The following is an 11,954-nucleotide window of genomic DNA, read 5'->3' as shown; positions in this document are numbered from 1 at the left end:
ACGATGACCGACGCGCAGGAAACCGAGCACGGCGGGCCGTCCGTTCCGCAGACCCGTACCGCACGCCACCGCAGGATCGTCGACATCCTCAACCGGCAGCCGGTGCGCTCGCAGAGCCAGCTCGCCAAGCTCCTCGCGGACGACGGGCTGAGCGTCACCCAAGCGACGCTCTCCCGCGACCTCGACGAGCTCGGCGCGGTGAAGATCCGCAACACGGGCGGCGAGCTGATCTACGCGGTCCCCAGCGAGGGCGGCTTCCGCACCCCGCAGGCGCCGCTCGGCGAGTCCGCCAAGGAGGAGCGCATGCGGCGCCTCTCCGGCGAGCTGCTGATCTCCGCCGAGGCCTCCGCCAACCTGGTGGTCCTGCGGACCCCGCCGGGTGCGGCCCAGTTCCTCGCGTCGGCCATCGACCAGGCCGAACTCCGCGCGATCCTCGGCACGATCGCGGGAGACGACACGCTGCTGCTGATCTCCCGCGACCCGTCGGGCGGTCAGGCGCTCGCCGACCACCTGCTACGCCTGGCCCAGAACGACCGCTAGGTATGTAACTGCCGGACGTTGGTTACACATGGGTCTCCGAACAGACCTGCCAGCGGGCAGGCACTACGCCGGCGTCCGAGGCCGCCGCGTGATCATTGGTTGTCCACACAGCACCTAATGATCAACGGCGGCCTCACCTGCTCGGCCGCCACCGAAACCAGTAGTCGAGGCCCTCGACTCGGTAGCGAGAGCCGGCAACGAACCGCAGCTCGCCCACGAGCCGGCGGGTGTCGTCCGGCGCCAAGCGGTGCGGCGCCAACAGCAGCTTCAGCTCGTCATAACGGGCGTCGACCCCGCCGTGCTCCGGATGGCTCTCCGGTCCGACCTCGCTGGCCTCAGGGAGCTCGTTCCACCGGGCGAAGATCGCCCACTGCTCGCGCTCCAGCTCCGGCGCCGCCTCGGTCGCGGGCCAGACCTGGTACTCATCGGCTTCGTCGCGGTGGTCGTAGTCGTGGTTCTGGAAGAGTGAGGCTTCCCGTTGATGTCAGCAAGGCCGGCGCGGCTCGAAGCCGTCCGCGACCAACTGCTCTTCGTCCCAGATCTCAGCCACGCAGGCAGGCTACCGGCGAGCAGCCTCCGCATCCATGATCACGATCTCCGGCTGGAGTACTAGGCTGGGGCGTCGTCGGTCTGGCCTGCGGAGATGAGCCGTCGCCCACGTCGCTGTCCGAGCAGTGCGCCATGCGTCCCTCCCACCGCGTGTCGCCGTGTAGGCCGAACAAACAGGTGTGTCTCGTCCCGATGGCATTGTGGCCCGCGCTGCTCCCGTCAGCCTCCGAGCCCTGACAGTGGCCCAGGCGCCGAACTCGCCCCACATGCCGTCCGTATGATGTTCAGACAGGTCGGCGGCGCATCTCGGCGGGGCACTGGAGTAATCCCCAGGCGTTGCCCCACCGTTTTGAGAACTCAGTGGCCTACCTGACGCAGAGCTGACGACGACCACGGGGGATGGGCGCCAGGTTGAGCGAGCTGTACACGCGCGCGGACACGCCGGAACCGGACGTTTCTGCTGTCCCCGATGCTTCGGAGCGTAGGCATGTCGACGATTTCAGCGAGCCGACGGAGCCTGGAGAAGCGTCGGAGGGCTCGGTTGAGTCCCAGTACGAGGACGAAGACTCCGATGAGCCCGACGAGCCTTTCGAACCCGAAGAGGAGGGCGGCCCGGAGGAACCCAACCTGCGCGACCTGCCCGAAGAGCCCAGAGAGCCCGAGGAGCCCGGAGAGCTGACGGAGGTGCAGGAAGATTCGGCGGATGTGGACGATCCCGACGTGGTTTCCGAAGAGCCCGTCGAAGCTCCTGAGATGTTTCGCAAGGACGTCTTTGGTGGCCAGGAGCTGCCCAGTCACCTGAGCCCTGAGAAGAAGAATGCGATAGAGGGGCTCTACTCGGAGGCGGAAGAGAAAGATATCGCGATCATCTCCGGCGAGGAAGCGGACTCCTATTTCGAATGGGTCGCCAGCAGGGAAGAAGGAGGGGACGCCGATCCGGGAGCCTATTATGCGGTCACTCTGGGTGATACGATCTTGGTTCGGGATTCCCACAAGTTCGACACCCGGACGATCGGCGAGGAGATGATCCATTCGCAGCAGCAGATGGATGGCCGGGGTGATGTTTTTGAGTGTGAGGTAGAAGCAAGAGAAGCATTGCTTGCCGATCCGGAGAAGTACGCCCTCACTGAGGAGGAGATCGGTGAGCTGGAGGCCGAGGTCTCCGCACTGAAGGAACGGGGATACTACTGATGGAGGGGCAACAGGTGAACCGGGCAGAGGTTACTGACGTTTTTGTCTTCGCCAAGGGGGATAGTGCGGTTTACATAGATCCCATTGACGGGGATTTCAAGGCGGGTGATCACGTAAAAATCATTCGCAAGGGAATCGAAGCGGCCCGTGCAGTCATTTTCCCGCGCGATGGCAGTGTGAGTGCCGCGGGAAAGACCGGTCGACGGCCACACGCACTCGTGAAGGGGTTCGCTTGCGTCGTCGGGGACATCATCGAGGCGGATTGACGGCGCATCGCCAGTTGAGCCTTGATGGGTTCCATTCAGTGTGCGGTGTTGCCCATCAAGACGGAGGCTGGAGCGGCTGGGCCTCCATGAAGGCGCGGGGGCGCCCGTCGATGCGTTCGTGCGTCCTCCTCATGATCTTTGTCTCGGGATGCGCCCCTACACCCGCTCCGGCGCCCTGACCAGGCGGAGCAGGAGCGCCCCTCCGAGCAGGGCGAGTACGGCGGCGGCGCGGAGCACCAGCTCGATGGCCGAGCCGTCCGAGGCCGCGCCCGCCGCCGAACCGCTGAGCGCCTCCAGGACCGAGGAGGCCACGGCGACGGCCAGGGCGCCGAGCAGGACCAGGGACGTCAGGACGAAGCCGGACGCGGCGGCGAGGCGGGCCTCCGGTACGTACGACTGGGTGGCGACGTTCGTCAGGGCCCAGCCGAGGCCGAGCCCGGCGCCGACCACGGCGAAGACGACCAGGTACAGGCCGATCGGCGTCGACCAGGTGAGGGCGAGCACAGAGGTGCCGCTGAGGAACATGGCGCCGGCCATGAGCACCTCGGGCCGCCATCGGTGCGCCAGGTGCCCCGAGTAGTAGCTGGCGGTCCCCGCGCCGACCGAGAGCGCGAGGAAGATCAGCCCCGCCGTGAAGGGGGAGTAGCCCCGGGCCTGCTGGAGGTAGAGCGCCGAGAAGACGGCGACGAGGCAGTAGACGACGTTGGACAGCGATCCGGCCAGGGTGATGGTGACGAACGGGCCGTTCCGCAGCAGTCCGAGGTCCAGCAGCGGTTCCGCACTGCGGCGTTCGATCCGGGCGAAGACGGCGAGGAGCACGGCTCCGGCGGCGAGGCAGCCCCAGGTGCCCGGGGCGTCCCAACCCCACGAAGCCCCCTGGTCCACGCCGAGCATGACCAGCGTCAGCCCGCCCGCGATCGTGGCCGCGCCGGGCAGGTCGAGGCGGCCCGAGGCCTGGGTGTCGCGGGTCTCCGGGACGTGGCGGAGCATCAGGAACACGGCGGCGGCGCAGATCGGCACGTTGAGGTAGAACACGGCACGCCAGCTGACGTGCTCGGCGAGCGTCCCGCCGACGAACGGCCCCAGAGCGGTGCCCACGGCGCTGAAGGCGAGGACCGTTCCGACGGCCCTGCCCTGCCGGTCGTCTCTGAAGTAGGCCGTGACGACGGCGACGGCGACCGGGAAGACGAAGGCGGCGGTCACGCCCTGCACCACCCGCCCGGCCACGAGCCAGCCGGTGGACGGCGCCAGGGCGCAGAGCACGGAGACGGCACCGAAGCCGGCGAGTCCGCAGACCAGCGTCCGCCGCCGGCCGTGGACATCGGCGACCCGCCCTCCGGTGATCATGAAGGCGCCCAGGGTGAGCATGTAGCCGCTGACCAGCCACTGCAGGTCGGTGGTGGGCTCCCGGAAGTCCCGGGCGATCACGGGAAGCGTGAGGTTGAGCGCGAACCAGTCCATCTGCACGAGCAACATGGACAGCGCGGCCGCCGCGATCACGGCCCGGTCCCGGCCGGAGAACAGCCCGGAACCGCGCGCCGCGCGGTTCCCGGAGGGAGCCTTCATCGAGCACCTCGATTCCCGCTCTCCCCCCTCATCGTGGCACCACCCCACCCGCACGTCGACCTAGGGCCTGTGGAGCTGAACGGCCCGGGTCAGTCCCTTGGTGAGCGAGCGGTGGGCCCAGTCGGCCAAGGCGCCCGGGTGTCGTTCCAGCAGGCCCAGCATCTCCTCGGCCTCCTCCCGGGACTCCCGACCGGCTACCCACCAGCCCCGCCCGGCCGACCTTGCGGCTCGCTCGCGCAGCCGCGAGTCCGGGTCGTCCAGCATGCGTAGGGCGCAGAGCAGCCGGAGGCCGTCGTAGCGCTCGGAGAACACCCGCAGCGCCGCCGCCCGCTGCGGGTACGGCCGATCCGGCGCGGCCCGCGTCAGCAGCTCCTCCGCCGGCACCCGGTAGGCGTGGGCGACCAGGGTGTGCGCGACCTCGCGGACCACGGCCGCCGACGGATCGTCGAGCAGCGGCAGCACCCCGCGCCAGTCGTGTGGCGCCAGCACCCGCAGACCCGCGACCGCCGACGCCCGGACCCGGGCCACCGGATGGCCCGTCAGGGCGCGCAGCAGGACGGTGTCCTCGTCGGTCCTCTCCCGGCACTCGGCGAGCCCGAGCGGTGCGTAGGGCGGGAGCGTGCCCTCGGCGCACCGCCTCCGGTACCACTCCGCGGGATCGGCGCCCACCTGGCGTACGACCCACCGTGCGCAGGCCCGCACGACCCTCGAGCGGTCCGCCAGGAACCCTTCCGCCTCCCTGTGGCGCCCGGCCCCGTGCAGCGCGGTCACCCCCGCCGACCGGACGCCCGGCCACCGGGCTCCCAGCAGGGAATCGAGGAGCGCGGGGTCCGCGCCCGCGCGCACGGCGGCCAGGACCGCCTCCACGCACTCCTCCCGCACGAGCACGTCCGGGTCCGCCGCGGCCGTGCGGGCGAGCCGTGCCACGGGCAGCCGCCCGTTCGCCGCGGCCCAGCGGTGGGCGAACCGGCGCGTCGCCCGGTCCGGCGCGGCGAGCAGCGCCCGTACGGTCGCCGGCCCGGCCTTCGCCACCGCTTCCTCAAGGAGTTCGAGCGCCGCCGCGCCCCGCAGCCGCCCGGACACAGCCAGGATCACGCCGGCCGTGGCGGTCAGGCCGGGAGGCAGGAGCGGCCGCCCGAGGGCCTCCTCCAGGACCTCCAGCGCCCGGTCCCGTACGGGTTCGGCCCAGTCCGCGCAGCGGACCGCCACCAGCGGCAACACCTCCGCGAGCAGCTCCGGCGCCGCCTCGGCCGCCCGTGCGAGTGTCGCCTCGCGCACCCGTCCCGAGGGATGGCAGAGGGCCGACGCGAGTCCGGGCGCTGACACGTCTCCCAAGGCCGTCGGCCGGCCGTACCGGATCTCGTCGCGGGTGACCCGGTCGAAAGCGAGCCACTCCGACGGTCCGCCCGCTTCGGGCAACGGGCTGTCGAACATCGTCATGCGCCGGACTGTAGTGCGCCGTCACCGCTCCCACCTGCGAATATCCGCGTCCCTCCCACCCTCGATTGACGAAACATACGGACTCCTGCATACTCATGCATGTCAGCGTTTGCAAGGTAAGGAGAAACCGTGGCCGAGCGTGTCGTACTCGCCTACTCCGGTGGCCTGGACACCTCCGTCGCCATCGGCTGGATCGCCGAGGAGACCGGCGCCGAGGTGATCGCGGTCGCCGTCGACGTCGGTCAGGGCGGCGAGGACCTGGACGTCATCCGCAAGCGGGCCCTCGCCTGCGGGGCCGTCGAGGCCGAGGTCGCGGACGCCAAGGACGAGTTCGCCGAGGAGTACTGCCTCCCCGCGATCAAGGCGAACGCCCTCTACATGGACCGCTACCCCCTCGTCTCCGCCCTCTCCCGGCCCGCCATCGTCAAGCACCTCGTCGCCGCCGCCAGGAAGCACGGCGCGGGGACCGTGGCCCACGGCTGCACCGGCAAGGGCAACGACCAGGTCCGTTTCGAGGCCGGTATCCAGGCCCTCGGCCCCGACCTGACCTGCATCGCCCCGGTCCGGGACTACGCGATGACCCGGGACAAGGCCATCGCCTTCGCCGAGAAGGCCGACCTGCCGATCGCGACCAGCAAGAAGTCCCCGTACTCCATCGACCAGAACGTCTTCGGACGCGCCGTCGAGACCGGGTTCCTCGAGGACATCTGGAACGCGCCCATCGAGGACATCTACGAGTACACCTCGAACCCGGCCGTCCCGCGCGAGGCCGACGAGGTCGTCATCTCCTTCAAGGAGGGTGTCCCCGTTGCCCTCGACGGCACCCCCGTCACCGTCCTCCAGGCGATCCAGCAGCTCAACGAGCGCGCCGGCGCCCAGGGCGTCGGCCGGATCGACATGGTCGAGGACCGGCTCGTCGGCATCAAGTCCCGCGAGGTGTACGAGGCTCCCGGCGCGATCGCCCTGATCACGGCCCACCAGGAACTGGAGAACGTCACCGTCGAGCGCGAACTCGCCCGCTACAAGCGGCAGGTCGAGCAGCGCTGGGGCGAACTCGTCTACGACGGCCTGTGGTTCTCCCCGCTCAGGCGCGCGCTCGACGGCTTCATCCAGGAAGCCAACCAGCACGTCACCGGCGACGTCCGGATGACCCTGCACGGCGGCCGCGCCGTCGTCACCGGCCGGCGGTCCGAGGAGTCGCTGTACGACTTCAACCTCGCCACCTACGACTCGGGCGACACCTTCGACCAGTCCAAGGCGCAGGGCTTCATCGACATCTTCGCCCTCTCCGCGAAGATCGCCGCCCGGCGTGACCTCGCCTGACCACGATTCGTTCCACAGCCGCCTCCCCACCGCAGGGACCGGGGAGGCGGCCTGTTATCCACCTCCTGAGGAGCAAGAGCTGTGAGCAGCAACAACGGTGACGTCCGGCTCTGGGGCGGCCGTTTCGCCGACGGTCCGGCCGAGGCACTGGCGAAGTTGTCCGCGTCGGTCCACTTCGACTGGCGCCTCGCGCCCTACGACATCGCCGGTTCCCGCGCCCACGCGCGCGTGCTCCACAAGGCCGGGCTGCTCACCGAGGACGAGCTGACGCGCATGCTGGCAGGCCTCGACCAGCTGGAGGCCGATGTCGCCGACGGCTCCTTCGTCGGCACCATCGCCGACGAGGACGTCCACACCGCCCTGGAGCGGGGCCTCCTGGAGCGCCTCGGAGCGGACCTCGGCGGCAAGCTGCGCGCCGGCCGGTCCCGCAACGACCAGGTCGCCACGCTCTTCCGGATGTACCTGCGCGACCACGCCCGGATCATCGGCGGTCTGATCGCCGACCTCCAGGACGCGCTCGTGGGCCTCGCCGAGGCACACTCGGACGTCGCCATGCCGGGCCGGACCCACCTCCAGCACGCCCAGCCGGTGCTCTTCGCCCACCACGTCCTCGCCCATGTCCAGTCCCTCTCCCGGGACGCGGAGCGGCTGCGGCAGTGGGACACCCGCACCGCGGTCTCGCCGTACGGCTCCGGCGCCCTGGCCGGTTCCTCCCTCGGGCTCGACCCGGAGGCGGTCGCCAAGGACCTCGGCTTCGAGCGGGGCTCGGCGGGCAACTCCATCGACGGCACGGCCTCGCGCGACTTCGTCGCCGAGTTCGCCTTCATCACCGCGATGATCGGGGTCAACCTCTCCCGTATCGCGGAGGAGATCATCATCTGGAACACGAAGGAGTTCTCCTTCGTGACGCTGCACGACGCCTTCTCCACCGGCTCGTCGATCATGCCGCAGAAGAAGAACCCGGACATCGCCGAGCTGGCGCGGGGCAAGTCGGGCCGTCTGATCGGCAACCTGAGCGGCCTGATGGCCACGCTCAAGGCGCTGCCGCTGGCGTACAACCGCGACCTCCAGGAGGACAAGGAGCCGGTCTTCGACTCCTGCGACCAGCTGGAGGTCCTGCTGCCCGCCTTCACCGGCATGATGGCCACGCTCACCGTGAACCGGGAGCGGATGGAGGAGCTGGCCCCGGCCGGCTTCTCGCTCGCGACCGACATCGCCGAGTGGCTGGTCAAGCAGGGCGTGCCGTTCCGGGTGGCGCACGAGGTGGCCGGCGAGTGCGTGAAGGTCGCCGAGGCGGAGGGCAAGGAGCTGGACGAGCTCACGGACGAGCAGTTCGGCAAGATCTCCGAGCACCTCACCCCCGAGGTCCGCACGGTCCTCAACGTCCCGGGCGCCCTCGCCTCCCGCGACGGCCGCGGGGGCACGGCCCCGTCGGCGGTCGCCGCCCAGCTGGTCGAGGTCAAGGCGGACCTGGTGATCCAGCACGCCTGGTCCACCGCCAAGCAGTAACCCCCGCGGTACCTACACCGCCGCCGCCCACTCCGCGAGCGCGTCGAAGTCCGGCCGGAGCAGTCCGAGCCGGGGGTCGACGCGCAGGAGCAGGGCGGCGGCGAGGTGGTTCCGGTCCACGTACTCCCGGTCGTACGCCGTGATGTCGTCGTCCACCCAGGCGAACGGCCGCCCGGCCGCGTACTCCAGGATGTACTGCGTCTTCCAGAAGGTCCCGCGAGGGGCCTTTCCGTGCATCTGGGGCCAGTCGATGTACGGCAGTTCGGGCAGGCCGAGCCGCGGCCCTATCCAGGCGTTCGCCTCACCCTTCCAGGTCGTCGCCCACACCAGCTCGTACGCCTCGGAGAGGGTGAGCAGCTCCTCCCCGTGCGCGGGGTTCAGCCACACCCGCAGCGGCTTGGCGTCGAACCAGCCATCGGGTCGCATCCGGTGCGTCGTGTAGCCGTCAGGGCGGCGTTCGGGCTGCGCCGCGTAGGGGTTCAGCGGGCCGTCCACGTCGATGAGCAGCAGCGGCTTGAGCATGATCGCAGCATTCCTCTCCGCCTCCCCGTGAGGCGTGGATTTATCGAATGAGACATCAACGTCTCATTCGGTGTATGGTTGTCTCATGACAGTCGATCGCGCCCAGGTGCTTCTCGCCGCCGCCGCCCTGCTCTCCCGGAAGTCGACCGCCACCATGGACGAGGTCGCCCGGGCCGCGGGGATCGGCCGGGCGACCCTGCACCGGCACTTCGCGGGGCGGGACGCCCTGGTCAGGGCGCTGGAAGCGATGGGCATCGAGGAGTTCGAGGCCGCGCTCGACGCGGCGGAACTCGACGAGGGGCCGGCTGACGAGGCCATGCGGCGACTCGTCGCGAAGATCGAGCCCAACGCCCAGCTGATGGCCTTCCTCGTCACCGAGAACCAGCTCTTCGAGGGTGACCACGTCAACGCGGGCTGGGCACGGCTCGACGCCCGCGTCAGCGACCTCTTCCGACGCGGTCAGGAAGAGGGCACCTTCCGGATCGACCTGAGCCCCGCGTGGCTCACCGAGGCCCTGTACGGCCTCGCGTCCTCCTGCGCCTGGGCCGTCATGGACGGCCGCGTCGCGGCCAAGGACTTCCAATACATGATCACCGAGCTGATGCTCGGTGGCGCACGACGGAGCGTGGAGAAATGAGCGGCACCCGCCAACTGAACCCGACGACAGGGACCGAGGTGAAGAGCCCCGGCCGCTGGCTCGCCCTGTCCGTCCTCGTCCTCGCGGTCCTGCTGGTCGCGGTGGACGCGACCGTCCTCGGGCTCGCCACACCCGCCCTGAGCGAGGAGCTGAAGCCGACCGGCACCCAGCTGCTCTGGATCGGCGACATCTACTCCTTCGTCATCGCCGGACTCCTCGTCTCCATGGGCTCCCTCGGCGACCGGATCGGCCGCAAGAAGCTCCTCCTCATCGGCGCGACCGCCTTCGGCGCCGTCTCGGTGCTCAACGCCTACGCCACCAGCCCCGAGATGATGATCGTCGCCCGCGCCCTCCTCGGTGTCGCCGGCGCCACCCTGATGCCGTCGACCCTGGCACTGATCCGGAACATCTTCCACGACCCCAAGGAGCGCAGCCTCGCCATCGGCATCTGGGGCGCCACCGCCTCGGCGGGCGCCGCCGTCGGCCCGGTCGTCGGCGGAGCGCTGCTCCAGCACTTCTGGTGGGGCTCGGTCTTCCTCATCAACCTGCCCGTCATGGCCGCCCTCGTCCTCGTCGGCATCAAGCTGCTGCCCGAGTCCAAGAACCCGGTCGCGGGCCCCTGGGACCTGATCAGCGTCGGGCTCTCGCTCGTCGGTGTCATCGGCGTCGTATACGCGGTGAAGGAAGCCGCCTCCCACGGTCTGTCCTGGGAGATCGGCGCCGCGGCCCTCATCGGCGCCACCGCCCTGTGGGCCTTCGTCCGCCGTCAGCACCGACTGGCCGCACCCCTGCTCGACATGCGGCTGTTCAAGCACCGCGGCTTCTCGGGCGCGGTCCTCGCCGACCTGCTCACCGTCTTCGGACTGTCCGGCCTCGTCTTTTTCCTCTCCCAGTTCCTCCAGCTCGTCCAGGGCCGTGAGCCGCTGGAGGCCGGTCTGGCCGAACTGCCCGCCGCCATCGGCGCGGTGGTCACCGGTCTGGTCGCCGGCCGGTACGCCCGTCGGTTCTCCGTACGGGGCGTGGTGGCAGGCGGTCTCGCGGCGATCGGGCTCGCCCTCGCCGTCGTCACCGTGATCCACAAGGAGACCGGCTATCCGCTGCTCGGCGCGGCTCTCCTCGTCGTCGGTCTCGGCGCGGGATTCTCGTTCACCGTCACGGCGGACGTGATCCTCTCCAGCGTGCCCAAGGAGCAGGCGGGTTCCGCCTCCGCCGTCTCCGAGACCGCGTACGAACTCGGCGCCGCCCTCGGCATCGCGCTCCTCGGCTCGATCGTCACCGGCGTCTACCAGGGCTTCGTGACCCCGGCGGGCGTCCCCGCGGACGCCGCGGCTGCGGCGCACGAGTCGCTCGGCGGCGCCGTCGAGGCCTCCGCGGGCCTCGCCCCCGACTCGGCGAACGCCCTGGTGTCCACGGCCCAGGCGGCCTTCGTCGACGGCCTCAACCTGGCGGCCGGGGTCGGCGCGGCGGTGCTCCTCGCGACGGCCGTCGCGGCCTGGTTCCTCCTGAAGGGCCAGAAGCTGGCGGACGGCATCGAGCACTGAGTCCGCTCACCACGCAGAGGGGCCCCGCACGGTACGACGTCCGTGCGGGGCCCCTCCGTGTGCCATCGCGCGGTACGGCTACGCGGCCTTCGCCTTCGTGGCGTACATGTCCACGTACTCCTGGCCCGACAGGCGCATCACCTCGGCCATCACCGAGTCCGTCACCGCCCGCAGGACATAGCGGTCGCGGTCCATGCCCTCGTACCGGGAGAACTCCATCGGCTCGCCGAAGCGGACCGTCACCCGGCCCGGCCGGGGCAGCCCCGCACCGCCGGGCTGGATCTTGTCCGTGCCGATCATCGCGAACGGCACCACCGGCGCGCCGGTCATCAGCGTCAGCCGCGCGATGCCCGTACGGCCCCGGTACAGCCGGCCGTCGGGGGAGCGGGTGCCCTCCGGGTAGATGGAGAACATCCTGCCCTCCTCGAGTACCCGGCGGCCCGTCATCAGCGCCGCGACACCGCCGCGGCCGCCGTCGCGGTCCACCGGGATCATGCCGACGCTGGTGAAGAACCAGGCCATCAGCCGGCCCTTCAGCCCCTTGCCCGTGACGTACTCGTCCTTGCCGATGAAGAAGACCGGCCGGTCGATGCAGATCGGCATGATCATCGAGTCGATGAAGGTGAGGTGGTTGCCCGCGAGGATCACCGGACCCGTCCCCGGGATGTTCTCCGCGCCGTCGACACGGGGGCGGAACATCAGGCGCAGGAGCGGTCCGAGCACTGCCTTGATGAGTGCGAGACGGGACAACGGTTCCTCCGGTGTCGGGGGCGGGGACGGCGTCGTACAGGGGCTGTGCAGGTGAGGACGATACTCGCGGGTCGTCCCCGCGCGCACATCGGGTTCATCGAGTGGATACGCAGTGTTGAC

The 11,954-nt window shown here is 70.2% G+C and carries 11 protein-coding genes; 7 read left to right on the top strand and 4 right to left on the bottom strand.

The genetic code is table 11. From position 1 onward, the window contains the following. Positions 1-3 precede the first annotated feature (3 nt). From ACF09C_RS21355 to ACF09C_RS21345, 3 genes are all read left to right on the top strand, one after another. Positions 4-540 carry an arginine repressor gene (locus ACF09C_RS21355; RefSeq protein ID WP_362418798.1) on the top strand — a complete coding sequence of 179 codons (537 nt, stop codon included), beginning with the start codon at positions 4-6 and terminating at the stop codon, positions 538-540. A 960-nt stretch (positions 541-1,500) separates the two neighbouring features. Further along, positions 1,501-2,280, top strand: a complete 780-nt coding sequence (locus tag ACF09C_RS21350; RefSeq protein WP_392093305.1) for a hypothetical protein — start codon at positions 1,501-1,503, stop codon at positions 2,278-2,280. Then, complete coding sequence (locus ACF09C_RS21345; protein WP_392093303.1) at positions 2,280-2,546, top strand: hypothetical protein; 267 nt, start codon at positions 2,280-2,282, stop codon at positions 2,544-2,546. The genes ACF09C_RS21350 and ACF09C_RS21345 overlap by 1 nt, the downstream gene beginning before the upstream one ends. Before the next feature lie 156 nt (positions 2,547-2,702). Here ACF09C_RS21345 and ACF09C_RS21340 read toward each other — a convergent pair whose 3' ends face one another. Further along, a complete protein-coding gene (locus ACF09C_RS21340; protein ID WP_392093301.1) occupies positions 2,703-4,112 on the bottom strand; it encodes an MFS transporter in 1,410 nt (469 codons plus the stop codon). Between the two features lie 60 nt (positions 4,113-4,172). Next, a complete protein-coding gene (locus ACF09C_RS21335) occupies positions 4,173-5,552 on the bottom strand; it encodes a hypothetical protein (RefSeq protein ID WP_392093299.1) in 1,380 nt (459 codons plus the stop codon). A 129-nt stretch (positions 5,553-5,681) separates the two neighbouring features. Here ACF09C_RS21335 and ACF09C_RS21330 point away from each other — a divergent pair, with 129 nt between their 5' ends. Both ACF09C_RS21330 and argH read left to right on the top strand, forming a co-directional pair. Beyond that, complete coding sequence (locus ACF09C_RS21330; protein WP_392093297.1) at positions 5,682-6,875, top strand: argininosuccinate synthase; 1,194 nt, start codon at positions 5,682-5,684, stop codon at positions 6,873-6,875. An 81-nt stretch (positions 6,876-6,956) separates the two neighbouring features. Continuing rightward, positions 6,957-8,384 (top strand): argininosuccinate lyase, encoded by a 1,428-nt coding sequence (gene argH, locus ACF09C_RS21325; RefSeq protein WP_392093295.1) that lies wholly within the window; start codon positions 6,957-6,959, stop codon positions 8,382-8,384. A gap of 12 nt (positions 8,385-8,396) precedes the next feature. Here argH and ACF09C_RS21320 read toward each other — a convergent pair whose 3' ends face one another. Next, a complete protein-coding gene (locus ACF09C_RS21320; RefSeq protein WP_392093293.1) occupies positions 8,397-8,906 on the bottom strand; it encodes an HAD domain-containing protein in 510 nt (169 codons plus the stop codon). Positions 8,907-8,991: 85 nt separating this feature from the next. On the opposite strand from ACF09C_RS21320, the gene ACF09C_RS21315 reads away from it, so the two are divergent. Beyond that, positions 8,992-9,543 carry a TetR family transcriptional regulator gene (locus tag ACF09C_RS21315; RefSeq protein WP_362418784.1) on the top strand — a complete coding sequence of 184 codons (552 nt, stop codon included), beginning with the start codon at positions 8,992-8,994 and terminating at the stop codon, positions 9,541-9,543. Beyond that, entirely contained in the window at positions 9,540-11,084 is a 1,545-nt protein-coding gene (locus tag ACF09C_RS21310; protein ID WP_392093290.1) for an MFS transporter, read from the top strand. The genes ACF09C_RS21315 and ACF09C_RS21310 overlap by 4 nt, the downstream gene beginning before the upstream one ends. A gap of 78 nt (positions 11,085-11,162) precedes the next feature. Here the strand turns inward: ACF09C_RS21310 and ACF09C_RS21305 are convergent, their stop codons facing one another. Beyond that, the gene (locus ACF09C_RS21305) at positions 11,163-11,834 is read right to left on the bottom strand and encodes a lysophospholipid acyltransferase family protein (RefSeq protein ID WP_362004647.1); all 672 of its coding nucleotides are present in this window, start codon (positions 11,832-11,834) and stop codon (positions 11,163-11,165) included. Positions 11,835-11,954: the final 120 nt, after the last annotated feature.

The organism is Streptomyces sp. NPDC014870 (assembly GCF_043081505.1).
GTDB lineage: Bacteria > Actinomycetota > Actinomycetes > Streptomycetales > Streptomycetaceae > Streptomyces.
Note: the sequence above shows the minus strand (reverse complement) of the source record. Positions and strands in the feature narration are given on the sequence as shown.

Excerpts from the sequence above, each read along its gene's own strand:
- ACF09C_RS21355 (WP_362418798.1), top strand. The coding sequence starts at position 4 with ATGACCGACGCGCAGGAAACCGAGCACGGCGGGCCGTCCGTTCCGCAG.
- ACF09C_RS21345 (WP_392093303.1), top strand. The coding sequence starts at position 2,280 with ATGGAGGGGCAACAGGTGAACCGGGCAGAGGTTACTGACGTTTTTGTC.
- ACF09C_RS21340 (WP_392093301.1), bottom strand. The coding sequence starts at position 4,112 with ATGAAGGCTCCCTCCGGGAACCGCGCGGCGCGCGGTTCCGGGCTGTTC.
- ACF09C_RS21335 (WP_392093299.1), bottom strand. The coding sequence starts at position 5,552 with ATGACGATGTTCGACAGCCCGTTGCCCGAAGCGGGCGGACCGTCGGAG.
- ACF09C_RS21320 (WP_392093293.1), bottom strand. The coding sequence starts at position 8,906 with ATGCTCAAGCCGCTGCTGCTCATCGACGTGGACGGCCCGCTGAACCCC.
- ACF09C_RS21315 (WP_362418784.1), top strand. The coding sequence starts at position 8,992 with ATGACAGTCGATCGCGCCCAGGTGCTTCTCGCCGCCGCCGCCCTGCTC.
- ACF09C_RS21310 (WP_392093290.1), top strand. The coding sequence starts at position 9,540 with ATGAGCGGCACCCGCCAACTGAACCCGACGACAGGGACCGAGGTGAAG.